Annotated in this window: 22 protein-coding genes and 1 tRNA gene; 15 read left to right on the top strand and 8 right to left on the bottom strand. The window is 40.2% G+C overall.

Translation table 11 applies throughout. The features are described 5' to 3' along the window. The 3 genes from EA772_RS05385 to EA772_RS05375 all read left to right on the top strand — a co-directional run bounded on the left by EA772_RS05385 (position 1) and on the right by EA772_RS05375 (position 6538). Positions 1–1488 carry a RagB/SusD family nutrient uptake outer membrane protein gene (locus tag EA772_RS05385; protein WP_124911666.1) on the top strand — a complete coding sequence of 496 codons (1488 nt, stop codon included), beginning with the start codon at positions 1–3 and terminating at the stop codon, positions 1486–1488. Between the two features lie 438 nt (positions 1489–1926). Then, positions 1927–5073, top strand: a complete 3147-nt coding sequence (locus EA772_RS05380; protein ID WP_124911664.1) for a TonB-dependent receptor — start codon at positions 1927–1929, stop codon at positions 5071–5073. 13 nt (positions 5074–5086) lie between these two features. Further along, the gene (locus EA772_RS05375) at positions 5087–6538 is read left to right on the top strand and encodes a RagB/SusD family nutrient uptake outer membrane protein (protein WP_010602668.1); all 1452 of its coding nucleotides are present in this window, start codon (positions 5087–5089) and stop codon (positions 6536–6538) included. A gap of 65 nt (positions 6539–6603) precedes the next feature. Here the strand turns inward: EA772_RS05375 and EA772_RS05370 are convergent, their stop codons facing one another. Then, positions 6604–7011: a DoxX family protein gene (locus EA772_RS05370; protein WP_124911662.1), complete on the bottom strand. Its 408-nt coding sequence runs from the start codon at positions 7009–7011 to the stop codon at positions 6604–6606. Position 7012: 1 nt separating this feature from the next. Then, a complete protein-coding gene (locus EA772_RS05365; RefSeq protein WP_010602107.1) occupies positions 7013–7912 on the bottom strand; it encodes an LD-carboxypeptidase in 900 nt (299 codons plus the stop codon). A 40-nt stretch (positions 7913–7952) separates the two neighbouring features. On the opposite strand from EA772_RS05365, the gene metG reads away from it, so the two are divergent. Together metG and EA772_RS05355 are read left to right on the top strand one after the other, a co-directional pair. Next, positions 7953–10061: a methionine--tRNA ligase gene (gene metG / locus EA772_RS05360; RefSeq protein ID WP_124911660.1), complete on the top strand. Its 2109-nt coding sequence runs from the start codon at positions 7953–7955 to the stop codon at positions 10059–10061. A gap of 266 nt (positions 10062–10327) precedes the next feature. Beyond that, complete coding sequence (locus EA772_RS05355) at positions 10328–10930, top strand: FMN-dependent NADH-azoreductase (RefSeq protein WP_124911658.1); 603 nt, start codon at positions 10328–10330, stop codon at positions 10928–10930. A 199-nt stretch (positions 10931–11129) separates the two neighbouring features. Here the strand turns inward: EA772_RS05355 and EA772_RS22225 are convergent, their stop codons facing one another. After that, the gene (locus tag EA772_RS22225) at positions 11130–11357 is read right to left on the bottom strand and encodes a hypothetical protein (RefSeq protein ID WP_210405078.1); all 228 of its coding nucleotides are present in this window, start codon (positions 11355–11357) and stop codon (positions 11130–11132) included. Positions 11358–11487: 130 nt separating this feature from the next. Beyond that, entirely contained in the window at positions 11488–11880 is a 393-nt protein-coding gene (locus EA772_RS05345; protein ID WP_124911654.1) for a VOC family protein, read from the bottom strand. A 173-nt stretch (positions 11881–12053) separates the two neighbouring features. Here EA772_RS05345 and EA772_RS05340 point away from each other — a divergent pair. The 3 genes from EA772_RS05340 to EA772_RS05330 all read left to right on the top strand — a co-directional run bounded on the left by EA772_RS05340 (position 12054) and on the right by EA772_RS05330 (position 15948). Then, a tRNA-Arg gene (locus EA772_RS05340) sits at positions 12054–12125 on the top strand. Positions 12126–12427: 302 nt separating this feature from the next. Then, positions 12428–12814 (top strand): (deoxy)nucleoside triphosphate pyrophosphohydrolase, encoded by a 387-nt coding sequence (locus EA772_RS05335; RefSeq protein WP_124911652.1) that lies wholly within the window; start codon positions 12428–12430, stop codon positions 12812–12814. Continuing rightward, the gene (locus tag EA772_RS05330) at positions 12811–15948 is read left to right on the top strand and encodes a DUF3427 domain-containing protein (RefSeq protein WP_124911650.1); all 3138 of its coding nucleotides are present in this window, start codon (positions 12811–12813) and stop codon (positions 15946–15948) included. Before EA772_RS05335 ends, EA772_RS05330 begins: the two co-directional genes overlap by 4 nt. Positions 15949–16209: 261 nt before the next feature. Here the strand turns inward: EA772_RS05330 and EA772_RS05325 are convergent, their stop codons facing one another. Next, positions 16210–17169 (bottom strand): HNH endonuclease, encoded by a 960-nt coding sequence (locus EA772_RS05325; protein WP_124911648.1) that lies wholly within the window; start codon positions 17167–17169, stop codon positions 16210–16212. 296 nt (positions 17170–17465) lie between these two features. Between EA772_RS05325 and EA772_RS05320 the strand changes: the two genes are divergently transcribed. Further along, a complete protein-coding gene (locus tag EA772_RS05320; RefSeq protein WP_124911646.1) occupies positions 17466–17891 on the top strand; it encodes a hypothetical protein in 426 nt (141 codons plus the stop codon). A gap of 168 nt (positions 17892–18059) precedes the next feature. Continuing rightward, positions 18060–18668, top strand: coding sequence for a GIN domain-containing protein (locus tag EA772_RS05315; RefSeq protein ID WP_124911644.1), 609 nt, complete (start codon positions 18060–18062; stop codon positions 18666–18668). A 254-nt stretch (positions 18669–18922) separates the two neighbouring features. Here the strand turns inward: EA772_RS05315 and EA772_RS05310 are convergent, their stop codons facing one another. Beyond that, positions 18923–19312: a RidA family protein gene (locus EA772_RS05310; RefSeq protein ID WP_124911642.1), complete on the bottom strand. Its 390-nt coding sequence runs from the start codon at positions 19310–19312 to the stop codon at positions 18923–18925. A gap of 92 nt (positions 19313–19404) precedes the next feature. Beyond that, positions 19405–19968 (bottom strand): Crp/Fnr family transcriptional regulator, encoded by a 564-nt coding sequence (locus EA772_RS05305; RefSeq protein WP_124911640.1) that lies wholly within the window; start codon positions 19966–19968, stop codon positions 19405–19407. Positions 19969–20140: 172 nt separating this feature from the next. Between EA772_RS05305 and EA772_RS05300 the strand changes: the two genes are divergently transcribed. The 5 genes from EA772_RS05300 to EA772_RS22030 all read left to right on the top strand — a co-directional run bounded on the left by EA772_RS05300 (position 20141) and on the right by EA772_RS22030 (position 25454). Continuing rightward, on the top strand, positions 20141–21145 hold the full coding sequence (locus tag EA772_RS05300; RefSeq protein ID WP_124911638.1) for an aldo/keto reductase: 1005 nt from the start codon (positions 20141–20143) through the stop codon (positions 21143–21145). Between the two features lie 69 nt (positions 21146–21214). After that, positions 21215–22111, top strand: a complete 897-nt coding sequence (locus EA772_RS05295) for an AraC family transcriptional regulator (RefSeq protein WP_010603215.1) — start codon at positions 21215–21217, stop codon at positions 22109–22111. Positions 22112–22516: 405 nt separating this feature from the next. Next, positions 22517–23959, top strand: coding sequence for a paraquat-inducible protein A (locus tag EA772_RS05290; RefSeq protein ID WP_246834048.1), 1443 nt, complete (start codon positions 22517–22519; stop codon positions 23957–23959). 17 nt (positions 23960–23976) lie between these two features. After that, entirely contained in the window at positions 23977–25311 is a 1335-nt protein-coding gene (locus tag EA772_RS05285) for a paraquat-inducible protein A (RefSeq protein WP_124911636.1), read from the top strand. Next, entirely contained in the window at positions 25302–25454 is a 153-nt protein-coding gene (locus EA772_RS22030; RefSeq protein ID WP_168187483.1) for a hypothetical protein, read from the top strand. Before EA772_RS05285 ends, EA772_RS22030 begins: the two co-directional genes overlap by 10 nt. Positions 25455–25543: 89 nt before the next feature. On the opposite strand, the gene EA772_RS05280 is transcribed toward EA772_RS22030, so the two are convergent. Continuing rightward, positions 25544–26269 (bottom strand): hypothetical protein, encoded by a 726-nt coding sequence (locus tag EA772_RS05280; protein ID WP_124911634.1) that lies wholly within the window; start codon positions 26267–26269, stop codon positions 25544–25546. Positions 26270–26283: the final 14 nt, after the last annotated feature.

Genomic DNA, 26283 nt, shown 5'->3' with positions numbered 1-26283 from the left:
ATGAAAAAAATTATAAGTAAAATGATGATTGTGGGGGCTTTGTTAACCACACTCAGCTCATGCGAAAAGGGGTTTCTTGAAACTAACCCAACTGATCAAGTTTCTACAGATGTGCTTTTCAGTACTACCAAAAATGCCTGGACTGCTGTAAATGGTATCCATAGATTAATGTATAACCAAATATTTGGTTCTCAGGCACAAGGTGGACAAAGTGGAAATATGCTATATATGGACATCATGGGTGAAGATATGGTATTCAATACAGCATCTAGTTCATGGTTATTAAATGAAGGGAAATGGATTTCACACCGTAATCCAAACAGTGGTATGTTGTTTTACAACTACCAATTCTATTATGTAATCATTAGCAATGCCAACATGATTATCGCCAACATCGATAATGCTGAAGGTAGTGCTACAGATAAAGCTGCTATTAAAGCAGAGGCACTAACTTACCGTGGCTGGGCATATTTCCAAATGGTTCAATTGTTCGGGGAGCGTTACGTTGCTGGCCAGGCAAATGGCGGTTTAGCTGTACCATTGGTATTAACGCCAAGCAATGAAAAAACACCAAGAAGCACTGTAGCGCAAGTTTACGCACAAGCCAATAAAGATATCGATGATGCAATAGGTTTGTTTGCGGGTTATACCAGAACCAATAAATCTCACTTCAATATCGATGTTGCGAAAGGTATAAAAGCAAGAATTGCACTTACGCAACAAAACTGGGCTGATGCCGTAAAATTTGCGAAAGAAGCAAGGGTTGGCTATACACTAATGAATAACACAGTATATCAAGCTGGTTTTAATGATTACAGCAATACTGAGTGGATGTGGGCTTCAAGAATAACATCTGATCAAACGAACTACTTTTATTCGTTTTTTGCTTACATGTCTGCGAATTATAACTCAACAGTAATCAGAACAAGCCCTAAGTCTATCAACTCGGCGCTTTATAATTCGATTCCTGCAACGGATGTTCGTAAAAAGCTTTGGGATCCAACAGGTACAAACACAGCTGAATTTCCAATTCCAACTTCAGCATCAAGCCGTTACAGATACATGAGCCGCAAATTTAAAGTTGCTGATGTTTCTTTAAGTATTGGCGATGTTCCTTATATGCGTGCTGCAGAAATGTATTTAATTGAAGCTGAGGCAGAGGCCAGAAGAGGAAATGATGTCTTAGCAGCTCAAGCGTTATTGCCTTTAGCTGTGAACCGCAACCCTTCTTATACCTTATCAACAAACACGGGTGCAGCCTTAATTACAGAGATTATGAATCAGAGAAGAGTAGAGCTTTGGGGTGAAGGATTTAGATTTTATGATTTGAAACGTACAAACTCATCATTAGATAGAACTGGTGCAAACCATAACGTTTCTTATGCTAATGTTCTAACTATTCCTGCTGGAGATAAGCAATGGCAATTCTTAATTCCGCAAGATGAAATTAACATTGGAAATGGTGTGGTAATACAGAATCCTTTATAGTTAAGTTTCATCATTTTTACATTATCAAAAAGAGGTTGCCGAAAGGTAACCTCTTTTTTTATGCGTTTAATTTTCAATACTTGGCTCAATGTGGTCAGAACATATAGAGAAGCAGAAAAAATGTGAGCTTCACGGCGCTCTATATTCATTAATAGTCTTTTATTTCTGAATATTTTCTAAATTCTGCATGATGTAAAAAAAAATAAACACAATTTTTTGAGAGAATGCAGCATGCCGTATTAAAACTAACCTTCAATTGCGATTTCTTGAGTTTTTTGCTTTCAATAAATTAAAATTTATGATCGATTTTCTGGCATAAAACGATATTTAGCCCACTTTTCAAAAAATTAACTACATTTTTCGTTTTGTAATATTTGCATTACACGATGTTAAATTTTATATTCGGGAAATCATTAATTAACTAAACAATAAATTTTTATGAAAAAACTTCTACAAAGTTTGTTCATTTTACTGTTTATAGCCGCGAGTGCTATGGCTCAGGAAAGAACAATCACTGGAACAGTTACAGGGAAGGAAGATGGATTACCGCTTCCTGGTGTAAGTGTAAAAATCAAAGGTGCAGCTGGCGGAACCACAACCACTGCAGATGGTAAATATTCACTCAGAATCACTTCGCAAGCTACTGCTCTAGAATTCTCTTACATTGGATTCACCACGCAAACACGCCCGATTGGATCAGGTAATGTACTTAATGTAGTATTAACCGGCGATTCCAAAACCTTATCTGATGTAGTTGTAACCGGTTATACCACTCAGGCCAAAAGAGATGTTACCGGATCTATTGCCAGTGTAAGTGGTGAGAAATTGAAAAACCAACCGGTGCAAAGTTTTGAACAGGCATTGGCAGGTAAAGCAGCCGGGGTGAATATTATTCAGCCAAATGGTTTGTTAAATAATCCTCCTGTTTTCAGGGTTCGAGGTGTAAACTCGATCTCTTTAAGTTCGTATCCGTTAATTATTGTGGATGGTATTCCTGTATTTACTGGCGATCAGTCAAGCAATAGTGCTGCAGGTAATGCTTTAGGTGATATTAATCCTGCTGACATTGAATCTATTGATATCTTAAAAGACGCAGCTTCTTCGGCCATCTATGGTTCAAGAGCAGCAAATGGGGTAGTGGTAATTACTACTAAAAAAGGTAAGCAAGGTGTTACTAAGGTAAATTATGAAGGATGGGTGGGTTCATCTAAAGCTCAAAATCTAAATCCTTTATTGAATGCCGCAGAATATGTTCAAATTAAAAATGAGGCCAGAACCAACATTGGCTTGGCTCCTGCATTCTTTTTACAAACCCGTTCTGATGGTAGCCAGGTAGAAACCAACTGGTATGATTATGCTTATAGAACGGCAACCTCTCATAACCATGCCTTAAATTTCTCTGGCGCAAGTGAAAAAACTTCATACTTTGTTTCATTAGGTTATAGTAATCAGGAAGGTTTCATCATTAACAACTCTTTCGAAAGAAAGAATGGCCGCGTGAATTTAGATCACAAATTGTTTAAAAATGTAACCATTGGAACAAATTTCTCATACAGCAATACGCTGAATCGTGCACCCAATACCGGTTCACTTCCAGGATCATCTTTTAATACAGGTGGTTTGGGTCGTTTAGCATTTGTATTGCCTCCGAACGTTTCTCCATTTAATGAAGATGGTTCTTATAATGTAGCTGGTTCAGCAATTGGCTTGGGTGCAAACTTAATTGCATCAAATTATCCTAATGCGGCGGTGCTGGTTAATTCGGATAAAAATACGTCTGAAAGCGATCGTTTAATTGCTAACGGATATGTTTCTGTTCAGATACTAAAAGGCTTAACTTTCAAAACCAATTATAGTATTGATAATTTGAAACTGGATAACAATGTATTTGTAAATCGTTTACAGGGTGATGGATTTGCTTATAACGGCGGTGCAACCAGTAACTTTGTAAAAAACAGCAGATGGAACTGGGCTAATACCTTAAATTATGCCAATACTTTTGGCGATCACACCGTTGGTGCATTTATCGGTGCTGAAGATCAGTATACCAAATCATACGGTTATGGTGCAACACGCCAAAATGTGATCGATCCATTTATCGAAGTGTATCAAGGTTCATTCGGAACAATTACTCCAGCCAACCTGGTGCAGTTTGATAATGCTTTCCGTTCATTTTTTGGAAGCGTAAACTATGATTACAAAAAGAAATATTATTTAACAGGTTCATTCCGTCGTGATGGTTACTCTGGTCTATCTGCAGGAAACAAATACGGTAACTTTGGTGGTGCATCAGCAGGTTGGGCACTTTCTGAAGAAAATTTCTATAAAGAATCTGGAATCAGCAAAATATTAACACGCGTTAAAATTCGTGGTAGTTATGGTGAGGTGGGTAACATCAATATCGGAAACTATCCGGCATTGTATTTATACAGCCCTGGCTTGTACGGTAGCGATGCAGCTTTATCTTTCAACCAGGCAGGTAACCCGAACTTAACCTGGGAAACCAGTAAAAAAGCAGATGTAGGTGTGAACCTGGAGTTTTTAGGTGGTCGCTTCTCATTAGATGTTGATTATTACCATAACAATATCGACAATCTGGTTCAGAACGCACCTCAGGCTCCTTCTAAAGGTATCCCTGGAAATACAATTACCACAAACGTAGGTAGAATGTATAATAAAGGATTTGAGTTTGCAATCAACTCAAGAAATATCGAAAATGATGACTTTTCTTGGTCAACTTCTTTTACCTTAAGCACATTAAAAAATGAAGTAACGGCGTTGGGTAATAACAATGCTGATTTATTTGGTGTTACACAGTTGGAAACAGCTAATATTACGCGTGTAGGTTATCCGATTGGTTCCATTTATACCGTTCCAACTGCAGGTGTTGATCCAGCTACAGGAGAGCGTATTTTTGTGAACAGATTTGGTCAAAAATTGAGATTCAGTTTCCAAAGAGCTGCAGCTGCCCGCTACCAATACTTAGACGGACCAAATGCAGGGCAAAACGCTCCGGCAATTGATGCCGCCCTTGATGCAACCATCACTGGTCAGGCCATTCCAAAATGGTTTGGTGGTTTAGACAATAACTTCCGTTACAAAGCATTCGATTTAGTGCTTGGCTTAACTTTCTCAGGTGGTAATAAGGTTTATTACGGATCACTGGCAGGGCTACGCGATCAACGTTTCTGGAATAATGAAGCCGGAATGATGGACAGGTGGACTACTCCAGGTCAAGTTACCGACATCCCTCGTGTGGTTTACAATGACAACGTGTCAAATGGTTCGGCCTTTGCGCAATCGCAAAATGTATTCTCAGGTAACTTTTTAAAGGTGCGTAACCTGGCCTTGGGATATACGCTCCCTAAACCGTTTTTAAATAAATATGGAATTTCAAATGTGAGGGTTTATGCACAATCGAGTAACTTATGGATCATTTCGAACTATCCAGGTCCAGATCCTGAGGTTTCGGTAAATGGTAACTCTACTGCAGCCGGCAACAGCGGCAGTTTAGCGCCGGGTGTTGACAGAAACTCCGTGCCATCTGCAAGAACGTTCACTTTTGGTATTAATGTTGGATTTTAAAAATTAGAACATCATGAAAATTAATATAAATAATAAAATAAAATATCTTTTTGTTGCAGCGCCGTTGCTATTTACAACCGCTTGCAAAAAGGATTTTTTAGAAACAGCACCACAAACATCATTACCAACGGAAGAGGCATTTTCTAATCCGGATCGTATCCTTTCTGAACTTCGAGGCGTTTATGCAGGGGTAAAGAATGGCAACTTTTATGGAGGACGTTATTTAGTGTATAACGACATCCGTGGCGAAGAATTTATTGTAAATAAACCCAATGGGGTAACGAACTTAGAAACCTGGCGTTTCAATCTGGTATCAAATACCAGTGAGGTGACCAACTTATGGGGCGCAATTTATGCCGCAATCAATCGTGCCAATTTAGTTATGGAAGGCATTACGGCCAATGCAGCAATTTTAACACCTGCATTATCAAAACAATATATTGCTGAAGCAAAAGTAATGCGGGCACTTTCCTATTATAGCCTTTTGCAGCTTTATGCTAAGCCATACATTACGGATAATGGCGCAAGCCTGGGTGTGCCGTTAAGATTAAGAGCGGAGAAAGATTTAACCGGTAACGATTTAAAGAGAAGTACCGTTGCAGAGGTTTATACACAAATATTAAAAGATTTGAATGAAGCAGAGCCTGATCTGGCTTTAACGCTGACAGCCACCAGAGCATCAAGAAATACCGCTATTGCATTAAAAACGCGTGTGTATCTATCAATGGGAAATTTAGCTTCGGTAGTCACTGAAGCCAACAAAATTGTAACTGCAACAGCTCCATTCTCGGCAACAACTGGTGTGGCGAACCGATTGGAGACCAGTATTGCTAGCGTATTTGGTGGAAGTTATGTTGGGCCTGAAGCACTCCTGTCGTTTCCAATGACAGAATTAGATGCGCCGGGAACACAAAATCAACTGGCTTACTATTATAATGTAGAGAGTGCCGGCGGGAACCAGGAATACTTCTTAAATACAGCAGGTATATTTGGGAATGCCGCCTTCGCTGCGGCATCAACCGATGCCAGAAAAGGGTTAACCCAGGCAGTAGGTGCCAATACATATTTAACTAAGTTTAAAAGACCTTCTCCATATACAGATTACATTCCGGTAATCAGGTATGCTGAAGTATTATTAAACCTGGCAGAGGCCACTGTAGTGAGTGATCCTACCCGTTCTATCGCTTTATTAAACGCGGTTAGACAGCGCTCAAACCCAACTTATATATTTCCGGCTACTGATCTTTTACCTGCAAACCTTAAAAATACTATTCTTACCGAAAGAAGAATTGAATTGTTAGGTGAAGGTTTCAGATCTCCTGATGTGATGAGATTAGGGCTTGGTTTTGCAGCAAAAAGTGGTCCTCAAGGTACTGCACCAGCAATTCCATTTAACACCGCCGGATATATCTGGCCAATTTCAGCCACGGAAGTGCAAAACAACAAATTAATTGTACCAAACTAACCGAAATATGCTTAAAAAGAAAAAGCCAGCAAACGCTGGCTTTTTCTTTTTATAATCATTTACTTCTATTTTTTATCTACACTATATTTTCCGGGGCCGATAAAAATCAAACTGAAAAATACAATGCCCAATTCAATGGCATGACTCGCACCTTTTAATCCGTCACCTTTACCCAGATGAACCAAAGCTGCAATCACCATCGTGAAAACTAAAAGCATGCAGGCCGGACGATAAAATAGTCCAACAATCAACAGGAATCCACCAAAAGTTTCTGCAACTGCCGCCATAAATCCCCAAAATACCGGGAGAAAATCTATTCCCACAACTTTCATGCTGCCCCCAAGTCCGGTCCAGCCATCTGGTCCGCCCGCTAACTTTGGAAAACCATGAATGATGAACATTACGCCCAAACCAATGCGAAGCATCAGTAAGCCTGTATTGCGGTATTTTCCTAAACCCTCAAAAATTGCCATGTTATAAATATTTAAATTGAACGTTGTTTGTTTCTACTTTTAATTCAACCTCTGCCCCTAAAATCATACTTAAATTATTGTCAATATGGCCTGTCGGGAAGTTGAAACAAACCGGATAACCATAATCTTTCACTACCTCCCAGATCACCTGATCTGCCGTTTGTCCGAAAGAAATCTTTTCTTCTTCAATCTCATTAAAAGCGCCAATAATCAAAGCCCTCAGGTTTTTTAGCTTACCAGCCCTTTTCAACATTCGCATCATCCTGTCTATACTAAACTCCTGTTCTCCCACATCCTCCAGGAATAAAATTTTATTGTCGAAATCCATCTCCGAAACAGATCCCTGAACCATGGTTAGTAAAGTCAAATTGCCCCCAATTAAAATCCCTTTCGCTTCACCGGTTTGGTTTTTAAACGCACTGCTGTAAGCATAACTTTGCTGCTCACCAAAAAGGGCCTTCTTTAATGATGATAAGGCTTCAGGAGTAGATTCATCAAAAGTATAAGGCATTTGCGCATGTAAACATTGTGTTTGGCATTGTGCGGTGAGGTGCGAAAGTAAAACCGTGACATCACTAAACCCGACAAACCACTTTGGGTGTTGATGAAAGGCAGTAAAATCGAGTTCATCAATAATGCGGATGGCACCATAGCCACCTCTGCCACAAATGATCGCCCGAATAGATTCGTCATCCAGAAAATGCTGAATATCCCGGGCTCTTAACTGATCTGTTCCGGCGAACTGGTGGTGACTGGCATAAACACTTTCACCAATAACCACTTCCAGTCCCCAGCTTTCTAAAATGCCAATCGCATGATCAATGGGTTTGGGTAATTTCTTCGCCGGGCAAACTATGGCAATCTTATCTCCTTTTTTTAAATACGGGGGCTGCTTAATCATCTTTAAAACACTTATCTTTGCCAAATTAATAAAAATTGTTTTGGATAATAGTAAAATAAAAAGATATACCGTAACGGCAGCATTACCATATACCAATGGACCGGTTCATATTGGGCACCTTGCCGGTGTTTACATTCCTGCTGATATTTACGCCCGTTACCTCAGGTCGAACAAACGTGATGTAAAGTTTATTTGTGGCTCTGATGAAAACGGTGTGCCGATTACTTTAAAGGCCAAACGTGAAGGCATTACGCCGCAGGAAGTGGTAGATAAATACCATAAAATTATTGGTGATTCTTTTAAAGAATTTGGCGTTTCTTTCGATATTTATCACCGTACATCCTCGCAAACACATCATCAAACCGCATCCGATTTCTTCAAAACGTTGTATGATAAAGGGATATTTACAGAAGAAGTTACGGAGCAATACTATGATCCAACGGCAAAGCAATTTTTAGCCGATCGGTACATCACCGGAACCTGCCCTAAATGTGGCAATGAAAACGCTTACGGCGACCAATGTGAAAATTGCGGTTCTACACTAAATGCTACAGATTTAATTCATCCGAAATCAACCCTTTCTGGTGATCAACCTATCTTAAAGGAAACCAAAAACTGGTTTTTACCTTTAGATCAATATGAGGAACGTTTAAGAAAATACATCGAAAGCCATAAAGAATGGCGGCCAAACGTTTATGGCCAATGCCAGAGCTGGTTAAATGCAGGGTTGCAGCCACGTGCCATGACCCGCGATTTAGACTGGGGTGTGCGTGTGCCACTTCGTGATGCAGAAGGGAAAGTATTATACGTATGGTTTGATGCGCCGATAGGTTATATCTCTGCCACAAAAGAGCTTTGCAACTACGCCAAGCTGGATGTTTGGAATCCAAAGGCCGAAGAATACTACATTAACAATTACGAAAGTGATAAATGTGGCTGGGAAGAATACTGGAAAAGCGACGAAACCAAATTGGTGCATTTCATTGGTAAAGATAATATCGTTTTCCACTGCATTATTTTCCCGGCGATGTTAATGGCACATGGTGATTATACTTTGGCTGATAACGTGCCTGCAAATGAATTCCTGAATCTCGAAGGACAGAAAATCTCTACTTCTAAAAACTGGGCAGTTTGGTTAAACGAATACCTGCGAGACTTTGAAGGGAAACAGGATGTATTGCGTTACGTGCTTACTGCAACAGCGCCAGAAACAAAAGATAACGACTTCACCTGGAAAGATTTCCAGGCCAGAAATAACAATGAGTTGGTGGCCATTCTGGGTAATTTTGTAAACCGTGTGGTGGTGCTTACGCATAAATATTTCAATGGTGCGGTACCGACCTGTATGGAAATTACAGCAGTTGATCAGGCTGTGATCGATGAATTGGCAGGTTATCCTGAAAAAATATCAGCTTCTATTGAAAACTACCGGTTTAGGGAGGCGCTATCGGAAGTGATGAATGTAGCCCGTTTAGGTAATAAATACCTGGCCGAAACCGAGCCCTGGAAATTAATCAAAACGGATGAGGATCGGGTAAGAACTATTCTTCATGTTGCACTTCAGATTGCGGCGAATATTCAAATCTTAATTGAACCGTTTTTGCCTTTTACAGCAGAGAAATTAATGAAAATGCTGCAAAATGGCGGTCACGACTGGGATGATGCAGGAAGCGTGGCCCTGTTGAAACGTGGACACCAAATTGGCGAGGCAACGTTGCTGTTCGAAAAAATTGAGGATGCAGAAATTGATTTCCAGATTGAGAAATTAAATCAGAGTAAGTCGGCTAACGCGGTAAACAATGCGACCGCTGCACCTGCAAAAGAAAATATTAATTTCGATGATTTCTCTGCCATGGATATTCGGGTGGCGACGATTGTTGCAGCCGAAAAGGTAGAAAAAACTAAAAAGCTGCTAAAGCTTACGGTGAACACCGGAATTGATGAAAGGACTGTGGTTTCGGGTATTGCCGAACATTATAAACCAGAAGAGATTATCGGCAAACAGGTGAGCATTATTGTCAACCTGGCACCTCGTGAAATTAAAGGTATTCTTTCGCAAGGCATGATTTTAATGGCTGAAAATTCGGAAGGCAAACTCACTTTTGTAGCACCTGTTGATCGCTTTACTGAAGGCAGTGTGATCAGATAGATCTTGTTTTAAGGGAGTTTTATTCTAGGAGTTTGTCATCCTGAGCTTGTCGGAGGAATGAGGACGTGATATTCAAAATAAAAAAGAGATTGTTCATATTGATACAATCTCTTTTTTTTTCTGGGATTGACCGCTTTACTTAAAGCATTAGAAAGCATTGATGAGCAGCATCAGTCGCTATCCAAAAGGATAGCACTAACCTTTTAGATAGTGATGAAAATCACCGGAATGGTATCTCTAAATTTGGGGCATAAAATTTAGAAAACATGAAAAAAATCCTCCATATTGTTTCAAGTCCCCGGGGTGGTGCCTCCATGAGCATTCAATTAGGTAATGCAGTGGTATCGAAAATTCAGGAAACTTATCCTGAATCCATTGTAAAAGAAAAAAATCTTGCGCAACATCCATTTCCCCACCTCGAAGAAGTACACCTCAATGCGTTTTTCACCCCTGAAGAAAGCAGAAGTGCTGAAAATTTAGTGGCCATTCAACATTCTGATGAAGCCATTGCGGAGCTTCAGGAAGCAGATATCATTGTAATCGGTGTACCCTTTTATAATTTCGGTGTGCCTTCCACCTTAAAAGCGTGGGTTGATCACATTGCCCGGGCAGGCGTTACCTTCCAATATACTGAACAGGGGCCACAAGGATTAATTACCGGTAAAAAAGTTTACCTCGCCGTTGCTTCAGGAGGGATTTATTCTGACGGACCGATGCAGGCTTATGATTTTGCTACGCCATACCTCAAAGGTGTGCTTGGGTTTTTGGGCATGACGGATGTCACCGTTTTCAGGGCTGAAGGGGCTTCGATACCAGTGGTGAAAGATACTGCCTTAGAAAAAGGTATAGAAAGTATCCTGATTGCCTAATTAATTATGGTGTCCTGACTGAGGCATAAAAAAAATACTTATAGATAAAATCGATATCCGGTGCGCTACTTTATTTGTTTTACAAACTGAGCAGTTTGCCGGATATTTTTTGCGCTTGATGCGATTGCTGCATTGCTTTTGTGTGCAATGATAAATTTTAATATTGCGGCAGATGACTTTTAGCCAATCATCTTAGCTACTAAGGTTGGTCTTTTTTTGTATGTAAATCTATGTTTTTTAAGATCGTTACAACCATTCCTCCAAATGATGGCGTTAACAGGATTACAATTGCAAATGAACCCCAGAATCCCAATTTTGTTGATTTACCAAAATTTGCCAAAATCAAACACATCCCCATGTACAGGATAAAAATGATGATCAGCCCCGTTAAACCCACGGGCATTTCGCTGTTTGATGATGCTTCCAAACCTTTGTTTAATAATAGAGAAAAAAATGCACATCACAATATAAGCACAAATTTGGAAACAGGAAGCATTCACTCACCACTGTTTCGGTTGTAATACCATAAGATTAAAACTGTATACCTTATCTGTCTCTTAAGATGGCCAGTAAAGTACATTAAATTTGTGCCCGTCAGGGTCTGAAAAGCCAAACGTATAACCTTTATCAAAATCTGCCGCATCGGCATAGATAGTTGCCCCGGCTTCCTTCACTTTTTCCATCCAGGCATCAACCTCCTCACGGCTTTCGGCAGACAGACTAAAGATAATCTCCGAACCAGTGTGGAGTTCCGAATTTTCCAGCTTTGCGGCAGTCTTAAATTGCTTTTCCACAAAAAAGTGAATGATAAAGTTATCCTGACCAAAAAAGAAACTTACTAAATCATCATTAAACTTTCCATTTGGCATAAAGCCCAGGCTTGTATAAAATTTCGCAGTGCGCTCCAGGTCTTTCACCGCCAGGTTTGCCCAAATCATTTTAGTGTTCATCAGGGAAATATTTAGTTAAATTATCATAAATAACATCTAGCTAAATCACTTTGTTTTCCAGCCTGAGGTTGATAGCATTAATAAGTAAGCGATTTTTTTATCGTTCAAGGTCAAAACCATTCCGTTCGGCATTTTACCCTCAAAACTTTTATTATATTTGCGCACATCAAAACGGTCCCGTAGTTCAACGGATAGAATAGAAGTTTCCTAAACTTTAGATATGAGTTCGATTCTCGTCGGGACCACTTTCCGGATTAAAACAGAAGCCCTTTAGAAGTATTAAAGGGCTTTGTTGTATCAAGCGTTTAAAAATGAAAACGGGAACCATCTTTTCAGACGGTCCCCGTTTATCTATATTAATGCTCAAACAAATTATTTGAACTGAAGTTGTACATCAGCAATATCACTAGCGATAATTCGCAAATAAAAGATAAATCCTGGCGATGTAAAGCAGGAAAATTATCTAAACCACACTACTAACTGCATCTTGCCATTTGGTTTACCTTCTCACAAATTTACCTTACTTTAGAAAAATAAACACTGACTAATGCTAAAAGTTACTTGCGCCATTATTTTTAAAGATAATCATGTATTGATTGCCCAACGATGTGCCAGTATGAAATTGCCTTTAAAATGGGAATTTCCTGGAGGTAAGATAGAGCCAGGTGAAAGTAAAGCAGCTTGTCTGGTCAGGGAAATTAAAGAAGAATTAAATCTGGACATCAGCATTGGTGAAGATTTAACAGATGTTATATACCATTACCCAGATTTTTCGCTACACCTTTTTCCATTTATTTGCACATATCAAGGCGGTGAACTTAAGGCAATGGAACATTCGCAAGTGAAGTGGGAAAAGATAGCCAACCTAATGACATACGACTGGGCAGGGGCAGATGTGCCAGTAGTGAAAGAGCTAATGAAACTATATCAATGAACTTAGGCATCTACGAACAATTAATTACCGGCGTACTTAGGGCGAAGCTAGATAGCTTGGACAGGCAGTCGTTTTATATCAACACCGCTCCGATAGATAAAGAGGAAGCTTCAAGAGTATTGGCCCAAGATTTAAGTTCGGCCATGCAGCAGGCCTTTAGTTTAATTAAAAAAGATGTTGCTAAGCAGATTGAAATTGCTAACAAAATCATTGTCCTTTTACAGCAGGAGATAGCCCAATACGATTTCAAAGATGATATTATAGATGCGGAGGCATCGATACTAAAGGCCGTTTTTACTACGATAGATAATCACTACAGTGATTTAGATTTGCGCTTAAAAGAAATTACCCCACAAACCAGACTCACACAAAGTGAACTTTTTACTGGTGGAAATGTAGGTTTGTCCTTAGAGAGCGAACTCAAGAAAGAAATAGCTTCCGCCGATCGCATTGATCTATTGGTTTCTTTTATCAAATGGAAAGCCATCGTCATCTTGAAACCCGCATTTGAAGATTTTACTGCCAATGGCGGCCAATTAAGGGTAATTACCACCACTTACATGGGGGCTACCGATGCGAAGGCAATCAGAGAATTAGCCAAACTTCCGAATACTAAAATTAAGGTATCGTATAATGTAGATAAAGAGAGACTACATGCAAAGGCGTATCTGTTTTACAGAAATTCTGGATTTCATACGGGTTATATTGGCTCTTCCAACTTCTCCAGGTCTGCTTTAACAGATGGCTTAGAGTGGAATGTAAAGATTACCACAAAAGAAATTCCACATATTATTGCAAAGTTTCAGAAGACTTTCGAATCTTACTGGCAACATGCAGAGTTTGAGCTTTACGATGATCAGCTGCATTACGAAAAGCTAAGCGGGGCAATCAAAAGCAACAAGATTGGAAAAACAGACGAAGGCATTATTAACTTTTTTGATATCAAACCTTACCATTACCAATTAGAGGTATTGGAAAAATTACATGTAGAGCGTTATATTCATGGTAGATTTAAAAATCTTATTGTTGCCGCAACAGGCACAGGAAAGACCATGATCTCAGCTTTTGACTTTAAACGATTTAGACAGCAAAACCCTCAGGCAACTTTTCTTTTTATTGCACATCGGAAAGAGATCCTAATACAGGCCCAACATACTTTTAGAAATATTTTAAAGGATGCCAGCTTTGCCGAACTTTGGGTAGATGGAATAGAGATAACCGATAAAAGACACGTTTTTGCCTCTGTACAGACGCTGAACAATCAGTTGGAAGCGATGAAAGTGAGTCCTGATTATTACAATTATATTATTGTAGACGAAGGACACCACGCTACCGCCAGTAGTTATCAAAAGGCACTTAATTATTTTACGCCGCAAGTTCTTTTAGGGCTTACCGCTACCCCGGAACGCATGGATGGCGAAAGCATTTTACCTTATTTCGATAACCATATTGCCGCAGAGATACGTTTGCCGGAAGCGCTAAACCAAAAACTCCTTACCCCATTTCAATATTTTGCGATTGCCGATAGTACCGACCTATCTCAGGTAAGATGGGAAAAAGGCAGATATGTAGCAAGTGAGCTGAGTAAAGTTTATACGGCTAATCATAGGCGTGTGGGGGAGATCATTAGAAATCTAGAACAATACACTAAAGATTTTGAGGATTTGATTGCGATAGGTTTTTGTGTAACTAAAGATCATGCGCTGTTTATGAGCGAACGGTTTAATAAGGCCGGGCTCAAATCTAAAGCGTTAACCAGTGATACGAGTAGCGAAGAACGTAGGCTAGCTTTAATGCAGTTGCGCACCAAGCAGATTAACTACTTATTTGTGGTTGACATTTTAAATGAAGGTATAGACATTCCTGAAATTGACACCTTATTATTTTTAAGGCCTACAGAAAGCTTAACTATTTTCTTACAACAACTGGGAAGAGGCCTTAGATTACATGAGGGAAAGGATATACTTACTGTATTAGATTTTGTAGGTAACGCCAATGCCGAATACGATTTTGAAGGAAAGTTTAGGGCGCTGATTGGCAAAACCAATACCACCGTACAAAAAGAGATTGAAAACGACTTCCCACATTTGCCCTTGGGTTGTGCCATCGTTTTAGAGAAACAAGCAAAGGAGACCATTTTAGCCAATATCAAACGGGCTACGAATTTAAGCAGAAAAAATCTGATCCATAAGATTAGGGCTTATGCGCAACATACCGACTTGCCGTTGACTTTAGCTAATTTCTTGCATATCTATCACCTGGATAGCAATTTAATCTACACTAGAAACAGTTGGTCGAAGCTGTGTGATGAAGCCGGTGTAATAGCAGACTATAACCCACTAAACGAAAAATTATATACGGCTATGTTGAAGAACAAGTGGTTAAGCACGAGTTCGCACAGCTATTTTTCTTTTCTACTAGCTTTGGCTAAAGCAGATTTCTTGATTAGCAACAAACAATTCTCTGAAACGGATGAATTAATGTTGGTGATGTTGCACTATGACTTTTGGCAAAAAACTACGGACAGCAGTCTTATTGAAAGCATTGAAGAGATTGGTAGAAATAGAACTTATGTAGCAGAAATTATTTCCTTTTTAACTTACCGTTTGGCTCAAACTGATTTTGAGGAATATGATTTAACAAACCTATCTTATGCACAACCTTTGAAGCTGCATGCCAGGTATACGAGAGACCAGGTATTAGCTGCTTTCAGATTAAGTACATTATCTAGCCAATCGAGCAATCGCGAAGGCGTAGCAGAAAACAAGAATTTAAATACCGAATTACTTTTTATAGATCTGACTAAGTCTGAAGAGGATTTCTCCCCGACTACGCTATATGATGATTATGCTATTAATGAGATATTATTTCATTGGCAATCTCAAAATCAAACGCGTAGTGATAGTGGCAAAGGCCTAAGTTATATTAATCACAGGAAGCTTGGTAAAAAGATATTACTTTTTGTACGAGAGGCTAAGAGTAACCAATATGGCAATACTCAAGGTTATGTTTTTATTGGAGAAGCTAACTTTATTAAATATGAAGGTTCTAAGCCGATGTCTATTACTTGGGAGTTGCAAGAACCTATTCCAAATTACTTGTGGAAAGATTCAGCCAAATTGGTGAGTGGATAGTGCGATCAATTGTAGGTTCCAGGCTAAAGCTTGTGCGCTGATTGGTATTTTGTTTAAACTGTCTCCGATTTCACTTCAACAAACTCCAAAATGAACTTGTAATTTCATGCTTCGTTAAGGCAAAGGTGTTTTTGCGATACTGATCCATCCTCAATGATTTCGGTTCTTGCCCCACATTTTGGGCAGGTTGTCGGTTGGTCAGAAGCTAAAAATATCTCTATTGATTCCATTGTTCAGTTTTGATGAAAGTATATGCTAATATCAATGTTTAAAAATATTTTCTCGATGCCAGGTTACTGCTTCAGTATCTGGAAAATGTATATGCTTATTTGGCAATAAAATCTTTCTTCCTGCCAGTCCTTTCAAAGTATAAGCATGTGTTTCCTTTTCAATTACATGATCAGAAACCATAATGTGGTAGTCAGCAGAAATACCAACGAGGCCTCGGTCAAAAGCCCGGTGCAGATTTGGGCATAAGGCGATACCATTAGTTACTTTATCATCATGTGTCTTGGTAAAGGGTACGATGTGGCAGGCATCAACAAAGCTGTGTCCGAAAGTACTGCTGAGTTGCATTCCTGTAAAACTGCACTGATTGCCATAAATTTTTGGTACCAGTTTCTTAAACAATCCGTTTCGAACGAAAACATCCTCTTCGGTATGGATGATAATCCGCCTGTACTTCGCTTCCGGCTCATTTAATACGAAATCTTCCTGATCATGCAGGTAGCCTTCACCATGTTTTTTGGCTGCGATAAAACCGGCTTTGCTTTCCCCAAAATAAGTATCGAGCAATAGTGCAGTAGCCATCGCCCTATGGTTTGCATCACTCAGTAATAAAAATAGCTGCGGTTCAAAATAGCCGAAAGCACAGGTTTCGCTTAACCGGATAACCGACTTGATATGCGCATTGATCTGCATGCCCAAGTTAGGTTGTAGCATCCAATAAGGTTGTCCCTCTATTTTTTCACTTTGCAAATAATAAAAGGGTTGTGTAAAATCGGCCTGGTGCATCGTGGGCACCAGCAATAGCCAGTTTTCTTTAAAAGTAGCCACCAGATCGGCATTCACTTCAAACTGGTTGTTGTTGACCAAACCTTTTCCCAAGAGTTCGATCAGGCTGAGCAACAATACTGGTTTGTGTGGCGCCGGGCCATATTTCGTTACACCTTGTTTAAGGCGGGTAAAAGCTTTGAGGTATTTTTGGAGGGATGAATTCAAAAGTGTTAAAAGATTTCCGAAGCTAATCAATTGAAGGGAGATTTTAATAAAGTTTGTAGGAGGATATGCGTAAACAATACGCTAGCTGCGTCGTTCCTCCTCGCAATGACGGATGGGGTTTGGTTTGTCCTTCTACAAGCTCAGGATGACAGATCGGTTGGAGGGATTTGCGAATTGGACGTATCCTGTAAAAGACGAGATTGCCGCGACGTTCCTCCTCGCAATGACGGATGGGGTTTGGTTTGTCCTTCGACAAGCTCAGGATGACAGATCGGTTGGAGGGAGCTGCGAATTGAATGTATCCTGTAAAAGAAGAGATTGCCGCGTCGTTCCTCCTCGCAATGACGGATAGGGTTTGGTTTGTCCTTCGACAAGCTCAGGATGACAGATCGGTTGGAGGGAGCTGCGAATTGGACGTATCCTGTAAAGAAGAGATTGCCGCGTCGTTCCTCCTCGCAATGACGGTTGGGGTTTTAGTGGTGGGTTTTTCCTTCGACAAGCTCAGGATGACAGATCGGTTGGAGGGATTTGCGAATTCGACGTATTCCGTAAACAGTGAGATTGCCACGTCGTTCCTCCTCGCAATGACGGATGGGGATTTTGATGGTGGGTTTGTCCTTCGACAAGCTCAGGATGACAGATTGGTTGGAGGGATTTGCGAATTGGACGTATCCTGTAAAGAAGAGATTGCCGCGTCGTTCCTCCTCGCCATGACGCAGTAGGATTTTGATACATTGGGTTTACCTTACCAACACTTTTTCGTCGAGAAATTACAGGCGTTGGTCTATAGGCTCTTACTACTGGTATAATACCGCGTTTTTGCCTGCAACGTTTTGGGCTTGGTGTCGTCTTATTATCAGAAAACATTAAGAAACTTAAAATATAAAGTCATGAAAACATTAGCCAAAACATTATTCGCAACAGCGTTAACAGGAGTATTATTTGCTTCTTCAGTAGCCACCACTTTTGCAGCTGATTCAGATCCGCTGGCCAAAACTTCATCCGTTAAAAATGTAAACCGCATTTGGGTAAGTGGTAACATAAAAGTGGTGTTAACCCAGGGTGATCAGGAAAGTATCGAAGGTTCTGAAAATTATGATGCTACTAAAACTTCGGTAATCAGCAATGGACAAACGCTTTACATCAACTCGATGGAATCGCAACAGGTAACACTGAACATTACGGTTAAAGATTTGCAACGTGTAGAAGCATATGGTCAATCGGTAGTGGTAACCAGCAATAATTTCGATGTCAAACACCTTCAGTTGTTCTTGAACCAAAATGCTACGGCAAAAATCAAAACGACTACTGCGAGTTTGTACACGGTGGTTAAAGAAGATGCGGTATTGAAATTGAACGGTACAGCAGTAGAAAGTACGATGATTGCCAGCAATATGAAAAACGTGAAATTAGCCGATTTCGCTAGCCGCAAATCAGAATCGTTCATTGCCGATGAAGTGATTGCAGCAGATAAAGTTGCGATGAGCCTGGCAAAATAATTCATTCAGATCCTGAATATGTTGAAGCTGCCCCCTAATGGCAGCTTTTTTTGTTGCTAAATTATTGATAAGGATTGCCGCGTCGTTCCTCATCGTTATGACGTAGGGGGTTTTGATGCCTAGGAGATACGTTTTATCATCTGAGATCACAAACAACAGCTGCCTCACAGGCAGCTGTTGTTGCTTAAACCTTTCCAACAAGGAATCAGCTTTGCTGTGAAAAGCATGCCTTATGTTATTATTACACCTTTCCTCTATTTTACAACAGTTGCCTCCAGCTCCACTTTTAGTGTTTCAAAAAGGGTATTCACTTCTAAAACTGTGGTAGCCTGTTTGATATTATGTTTCATGATCCATGCTTGCAAAATGTGAAAGCTTTCAAAAAATGCTGCTGTATCGGTATGGTAAACATTTAATCGCACTGTGTTTTTACATTCATAACCGGCTTCAGTAATTAGTTTTTCCAGGTTTTTAATCGCTTCAGTTAATTGAGTGTCCATATCCGCATCGCTCGAAATACCATCTGCACTGATGGCTGTTTGCCCTGAACAATACAAGGTTCCGGCTACTTGCTTTACTTCTACTGCCTGTACGTAATTTCTCAGGTCCTGCCATTTCCATGGATTGATCGATCTTGTTTCCATTGTATATCTTTTAATTGTGAGATACAAAGTTGAAGAATCGCAAACATTCTCATGTTGACATTGATCACGATTTCAATGTGCGGTTTGTCACATCAATTGGAAAACCGGCTGAGCGTTTCTCTGGAAACACCAAGGTATGCTGCAAGTAGTGATTTCGGAACCCTTTGTACCAATTGTGGATATCGTTTTAGCAATTGCAAATAGCGTTCTTTTGCATTGGAAGTAAGCAGCGATAAAATTCTCCGTTGCGCTGCGATATTACCAAAGTGCGCTTTCTCCAGAAAAAAGGCTTCCACTTTCTGTAAATCAGCACAGAGCTTACGGTAGTTGGCCAAAGAGATGCAAAGCACTTCCGTATCCTCAATACATTCCAGGGATAAGGTTGCTCTTGTTTGCGTCAGGTAGGCAAAGAAATCACTCTCCCACCAATCTTCCATCGCAAAGGCAATGATATGGCTCTTTCCTGAAACATCATGGTGAACCAGTTTTGTTAAGCCAGAAACGATAAAATAGGAGTAGCCAACCGTTTCTCCTTCCTGAATGATAAACTGGTGCCTTTTGTATTTTTTAATTGAAAAGTGACTTTGTACCCATGCAAATTCCTCATCGCTTAAGCTAACAGTCTTTTCTATATGTTTTCGTAATGTTTCGTACATGATTCAATCCATTGCGAATTTACATTTTGCTTTGATAAAACAAGTGTTAAATGGAAGTTGCCGATATGATTTCCTTTTTTTATTACCCTCGTTTTGCAAACATATTTCGTGGTTTTGCATACAGTTGACGAAAGGATGTTGCCGAATTTTGAATCATTAAAACATCAGGATTATGGAAATTAAAAAAATAGCATTGGGCAGTCAGGGATTGGTTGTTCCGAATATGGGTTTGGGTTGTATGGGCATGACGGGTTTTGAAGATGGCCACATGTATGGGCCTGCGGATGAGCAGGAAGCGATTGCTACCATTCATCGCTCACTGGAATTGGGCGGGAATTTTTTGGATACAGCCGATTTATACGGACCCTTTAAAAACGAACAACTGATTGCGAAGGCCATTTCAGGAAAACGTAATGAGTACATCATTGCCACCAAATTCGGCTGGGAGATTGATGATCAGCATCAGGTAACCTGGGCAATTAATGGTCAAAAAGATTACGTGAAAAAATCTGTTGAGCGCTCCTTAAAAAACCTCAATACCGATTATATCGATCTGTACTACATGCATCGCCTGGATAAAAATACGCCAATTGAAGAAACGGTTGGCGCCATGAGCGAATTGGTTAAAGAAGGCAAAATTGGTTATATCAGTTTATCTGAGGTTTCATCAGAGACCGTTAAACGAGCACATGCCGTCCATCCCATTACCGCTGTTCAAAGTGAATATTCTTTATTTGAGCGCACCGTTGAAGAACGGGGTGTGTTAAGCACTTTGAATGATCTGGGCGTAGGCTTTGTGGCTTACTCCCCACTTGGTCGCGGGTTTTTGTCAGGCCAGATTAAAAGTATCAACGATCTTCCGGAGAATGATTTTCGCAGGGCAATTCCGCGTTTTCAGGAAGCACACTTTCATCAGAATATTGAACTGGTTAAAGCCATAGAAGCACTGGCGGCAGAAAAGAATGTAACCTCGTCTCAACTTGCCCTGGCATCGATCATGAGTAAAGGCATTGTTCCCATTCCCGGAACAAAACGCCGTAAATACCTGGAGCAAAACCTGGGCGCCACACTGATCCATTTAAGTGAAGCCGATCTTTCCAGACTGGAAAGTATCGTGCCGATTGGAACCGATACCGGTAAACCCTATGATGAATTTAGCATGGGCCTGATCGATTAAATTAATTCCGCGGTTGCATTTTTTACAATGCAACCGCTTTTCTTTTTTGCATATTTCATAAATTACAACATGAATGCCATCAAATCAATTTCACAGTTTCACCAGCTTTTGTCGCTCCCCGAGCCCTTGCATCCTCTGGTTAGCGTCATCAATCTCGATCATTGTATTTTTTTGGAGGATGAAATCTGGAAAGGTTTTGTGAACCGCTTTTATTGTGTGGCCTTAAAAAGGGAGGCCACCGGGAAAATCAGGTATGGCCAGCAGCATTACGATTACGATAAAGGAGTACTGAGCTTTACGGCGCCTAATCAGGTACAGCACCTCGATTTGCAGGCTACAGAATGTGGTTCTGGTTATCTGCTGATTTTTCATCCTGATTTTTTGTTGAAACACAGCCTGGCCACCAGCATTCATCAATATGGTTTTTTCTCTTACTCCGTAAACGAAGCTTTGCATCTATCTGCTGAGGAAGAGGAAAATCTGATTACCATTCTGGATAAAATCAATAAAGAATGTGTGCATATCGACCGGCATACACAGGAAATTATCCTTTCTCAGATTGAACTTTTACTAAACTATTCCAATCGTTTTTACGAGCGCCAGTTCATTACCCGTAAAAACAATAATCACCAGTTATTGGCAAAATTTGATCAATTGGTTGATGATTATTTTCAGGAACAGCAAGCAGAAAACCGTGGACTTTTAACGGTACAATATGTTGCAGATTTGATGAATCTTTCACCGAATTACCTGAGTGACTTACTTCGTATACACACCGGGCAGAATACGCAACAGCATATTCATCAGAAATTGATTGATCAGGCTAAAGAAAGGTTGTCAACTACAAATTTATCTGTAAGTGAGATTGCCTATGCACTGGGCTTCGAACATGCACAATCTTTCAGCACACTTTTCAAGAAGAAAACGAATATGTCGCCAGTTGAGTTTCGGCAAACGTTTAATTAGCGATGGTTTTTTATCGCCATTGATGACATTTGAGCTTAAGGTGTAAAGCTTAAGGCTGAAAGTAGTTTTATGGCGTAAATGAGGAGATTGCCCTGTGAAAACAGGCTTCGCAATGACGGGGAGGTATTTTTGGTATTTCCTTCGACAGGCTCAGGATGATATTTGAGCTTAAGGCATAAAGCTTAAAGTAGTTTTATAAACGATGAGATTGCTACAGCCTGTGAAAAACAGGCTTCGCAATGACGATCGATTTGGGATGACCGATCGGTTGGAGGAATTGCCTATCTGGTTCAATTCGCCAATGGTTGTTTGGCGTAAGGGATAAGACTGCCGCATTAACTATCGAGGCATCGCTATCTTACCAAAACAAAATTTCTTTCCTTTTAAAACCTTTTTAAGAGATTATTGGTTTTATCTGCCGAACGACTAACCAAAAGATTTGACATCATACCCTATCCGACTACTGGAAAGATGATGGATGTTTTTGGACAAGGAGCAAAATTACCCTATAAACCCACAGGCTTGGAAACATCAGAAAACCCTCAAAAGCAACGAAATTCCTTTCGTCCTAAATTGCTTTTAATCCTCGCACTTGCCTTGTTGCTTGGTGCCGAAGGTTATTTCGGATGGAAGTTGCATGTACTTTCCGATCAGCAGGAACGCATTAAGGAAGACTACTCCAACATTAATAACATCACTTTCGGACTTTTCTCTGTTCAACAGTGGAAAGAGAATGTGTCGAAAATTGTCAATCACCAGGTTCGTAACCTGAAGATGACGAAAAAGCAAAAGAAGGTGCTGCAAACGGAGGTAGAGCAGGTGCTGTTGGCGCTTATTGATAAGGCGGAAGCACTGGTCAACAAGAAAAAGAAAACCATTAGTGGAAAGATCCAAAAATTTGCCATCAAAAATTTCGTGAATTCTGATAGCATCCGGGCACAGGTACCGGGTTTCGCCAGGAAGATTATTGCTGAAGTAGACGATCCTAAAAACAAACGCCAGCTTAGTAAAATGGCCATTGGCGAATTTAATGAACTGGCCAGCGAAGAAATGAAAGACAGTGCTTTTGTGGCCAAACGCAAGGAAGTAGAAGCCATGTATGCCCGTTACAAAGTTTCATCAACGCCTTCACTTAACGAAAAGCTGGTGGCAGCACTGGCCGAAATCCGTACCCAAACTTATCGCTATTCTTTTGGTATGCTGGGTTGTGTAGCGGTGGTGCTGGCGTTTTGGTGGGGCTTACGGAAACGCCGTGATTTGCATGTTACCCTATTTGTAATGTCGCTGTTATTTGCTTTTATGCTGTTGGCTGTCGGGTTGACCGCCTCCATGATTGAGGTTGATGCCCGAATCCGGTCGCTCGATTTCGTGTTACTGGGGGAGCATGTTACTTTCAAAGATCAGGTGTTGTTTTTCCAGAGCAAGAGTATTATGGATGTAGTGATGGTGCTGATCAGTCAATCCGGTATAGATTCGATTTTGGTGGGCGTACTGATTCTGGTATTTAGTATTCTGTTTCCGGTGGTAAAACTGAGCTCAACCGGTATTCACCTTTTAGGAAACAAAAAGCTGGCAGAAAACGGCGTGATCAAGTATTTTGCCTTTCAATCTGGTAAATGGAGCATGGCCGACGTCATTGTAATCGCCATATTGATGGCTTATATTGGCCTGAACGGTTTGCTGGAAGGACAGTTACAGGCTTTGAATATCAAAAATGATTCGCTGACCATCTTAACCACCAATAATACGGCATTACAGCCAGGATATATCATTTTTATCAGTTTTGTACTTTATGGACTCATATTGTCGACCATTTTGAAGTTCATTACTCCACACGATGCCCATTAACAGGTTTGATTAATTTTATGGCAACAACAACCAATACTCCCGATATTCCTGCAAAAGCAAACAAGTTTGCTCCATTTGCGCTCATAGCCGTTTTAAGTATCCTTTTAATAGGCGCAGCTTTTTTTGGCTACCAGTTTCATCAAGTTACCTACGAACAAAAATCGATTAAGGAAGATTATAGTTTATCGAACAACATTACTTTTGGCATTTTCTCGGTAGACCGGTGGGGAGAAAAAATCTCGGCGGTGGTAGACCGGAGAGTAAAAGGCTTTAAGTTAACCGCCAAGCAGAAAACCGAAATGCGGGAAGGCGTAGAAAAACAATTACACGGGTTAATTAACAAAGCAGTAGCCGAAATTACCAGGCCGCAAAAGGGTTTGGCCGGCAAATTAAAAAAGCTGGCCTTCAATACCTTTGTAGATGTTGATGAACTTCATGCGCAGGTTCCGTCATTCGCCAGAACCATTGTTGTCAAAATTACGAGCCCTTCCAGCCTGAAACGCATCAAAGGTATTGCCAACAGCAAGCTGGATGAATTGGAAGAGCAAACATACGATCGCTCCGATACCACCATCAGCACTGTAGAACGCAATATTTACCATAAATATCACGTCAATAACGCGAATGCTTTTGATCAGGTAGTGAAAACCAAACTGGATCACATTAAAAAGGAAACCACATTTAACGGACTTTGTCTTCTAGGCTGTGTATCCATTGCACTCATTTTATGGTTGTTTCTGCGTAAACAGGTACGGTTGCATGTGCCATTATTTGTAATGTCGCTCCTGTTCGCCCTGGTTTTGTTGGTTGTGGGTGTTACATCGCCCATTATTGAGGTGGATGCCCGTATCCAGTCGATGGAGTTTGCTTTATTGGGTGATAAATTAGCCTTCACCAATCAGGTATTATTTTTCCAGAGTAAGAGTATATTGGGTATTATCGGAACCTTGATTGAACAACCTAAACCCGATGCGGTATTGGTTGGCGTATTGCTGCTCATTTTCGTGGTTGTTTTTCCACTGTTGAGGATCATCGCCAGAGCCCTCCATGTTTCCTGTGCACACCTATTCGGGAGCCAGAAGGTTTTACGTTTTATGGCTTTTGATTTGGGCAAATGGGATATGGCCGATGTAATGGTAGTCGGTATTGCGATGACTTATATTGGGTTAAACGGGATCTTAAAAAGTCAGCTCTCGGGCTTAAATATCGAAAACGATGTGCTGAAAACGGTAACAGCAAACAATTCGGCACTGCAACTTGGTTTTTACGTGTTTGTAGCCTACGTAGTATACGCTAAAATACTTTCTTACATCATCAAAAAGATTGATGAACGGAATGGAGAATGCAATTAGCAAATTCTTTATACAGAAAGAAATATGATTTTGATTACAATTACTTTGGGCCGGTATCCCATCAGGGTTTCTTTACTGAGGAAGCCATGCAACAAATTGCCACCACAACCTTTGCCAATGCTTTCAAAACAGCTTCAAATTAGCAAACGAAGTTTCCATCTAAATTTTGCAAGAAGTACTAGTTAATTTCTATCCGGCTAATGGTTGCTCAGGCTGTGGTAGCGAAATTTTCTTAAGGGTTTCTTAAATAAATATTTCCGAAAGATGAATTAAAATCATAGCTGGCTCCTTTACCAGGATTTGCGGCAATAGAGGTGAAGAATCTTTGTTCTTTTACTTCATTAGGTTGAAAATTATAATTGGTATAAATTTTACCAAAGCGGTTGGTCATTTTAAGTGTACCCACCTGCTGCTGGCTTAACCGGGCATCAATACCGCCAAATTTAGCATCAATGGTAATCGGTCCGTTAAAATCAGCAACTTCAACTACACCATACGTAGCTGTTACATTGGTTACCACATTTGCCGGAAGTTTAATGTCGATTAAAATTTCGATGTCTTTAGTCTGGTAACTGGAAGTGATGGCGTTCCCTTTTTCCTTTATAAAGGCTTCCATTTGTGCCCGGCTATCGAATATTTGTTTCTCACCATTTTCTACTGTGTAAAACCTTTGAGGCACTTTATCCATGTCTACTTTGTTCTCAATCAACACCTTGCCATCTGCTTCACTGTTTGACAAGGAAAAAACATCATTCGCCGCTACACCGTTCACTTTTATCGATGCCTCTACCGATATCTCATTTTTGTCCCAGTTGCTTACACGGATAATTTTCGGATAATCGAATTTAAAATCAACTGTTTGGCCTTTCTTAACAGGATAAAGCTTCACTATTTTTTCCTGAGATAAGGCAATATACGGCACTAAGGCTGTAAAAAGCCAGCATAATACTAATTTCATAATGGGTTTGATTT

The organism is Pedobacter sp. G11, from assembly GCF_003860265.1.
GTDB classification, from domain to species: domain Bacteria; phylum Bacteroidota; class Bacteroidia; order Sphingobacteriales; family Sphingobacteriaceae; genus Pedobacter; species Pedobacter agri.
This window is presented reverse-complemented; position numbering and strand designations above follow the sequence as displayed.

Coding starts and splice junctions, on each gene's coding strand:
- EA772_RS05385 (WP_124911666.1), top strand. CDS start 1: ATGAAAAAAATTATAAGTAAAATGATGATTGTGGGGGCTTTGTTAACC.
- EA772_RS05380 (WP_124911664.1), top strand. CDS start 1,927: ATGAAAAAACTTCTACAAAGTTTGTTCATTTTACTGTTTATAGCCGCG.
- EA772_RS05375 (WP_010602668.1), top strand. CDS start 5,087: ATGAAAATTAATATAAATAATAAAATAAAATATCTTTTTGTTGCAGCG.
- EA772_RS05370 (WP_124911662.1), bottom strand. CDS start 7,011: ATGGCAATTTTTGAGGGTTTAGGAAAATACCGCAATACAGGCTTACTG.
- EA772_RS05365 (WP_010602107.1), bottom strand. CDS start 7,912: ATGATTAAGCAGCCCCCGTATTTAAAAAAAGGAGATAAGATTGCCATA.
- EA772_RS05355 (WP_124911658.1), top strand. CDS start 10,328: ATGAAAAAAATCCTCCATATTGTTTCAAGTCCCCGGGGTGGTGCCTCC.
- EA772_RS05345 (WP_124911654.1), bottom strand. CDS start 11,880: ATGAACACTAAAATGATTTGGGCAAACCTGGCGGTGAAAGACCTGGAG.
- EA772_RS05335 (WP_124911652.1), top strand. CDS start 12,428: ATGCTAAAAGTTACTTGCGCCATTATTTTTAAAGATAATCATGTATTG.
- EA772_RS05330 (WP_124911650.1), top strand. CDS start 12,811: ATGAACTTAGGCATCTACGAACAATTAATTACCGGCGTACTTAGGGCG.
- EA772_RS05320 (WP_124911646.1), top strand. CDS start 17,466: ATGTATCCTGTAAAAGAAGAGATTGCCGCGTCGTTCCTCCTCGCAATG.
- EA772_RS05315 (WP_124911644.1), top strand. CDS start 18,060: ATGAAAACATTAGCCAAAACATTATTCGCAACAGCGTTAACAGGAGTA.
- EA772_RS05310 (WP_124911642.1), bottom strand. CDS start 19,312: ATGGAAACAAGATCGATCAATCCATGGAAATGGCAGGACCTGAGAAAT.
- EA772_RS05305 (WP_124911640.1), bottom strand. CDS start 19,968: ATGTACGAAACATTACGAAAACATATAGAAAAGACTGTTAGCTTAAGC.
- EA772_RS05300 (WP_124911638.1), top strand. CDS start 20,141: ATGGAAATTAAAAAAATAGCATTGGGCAGTCAGGGATTGGTTGTTCCG.
- EA772_RS05295 (WP_010603215.1), top strand. CDS start 21,215: ATGAATGCCATCAAATCAATTTCACAGTTTCACCAGCTTTTGTCGCTC.
- EA772_RS05285 (WP_124911636.1), top strand. CDS start 23,977: ATGGCAACAACAACCAATACTCCCGATATTCCTGCAAAAGCAAACAAG.
- EA772_RS22030 (WP_168187483.1), top strand. CDS start 25,302: ATGCAATTAGCAAATTCTTTATACAGAAAGAAATATGATTTTGATTAC.
- EA772_RS05280 (WP_124911634.1), bottom strand. CDS start 26,269: ATGAAATTAGTATTATGCTGGCTTTTTACAGCCTTAGTGCCGTATATT.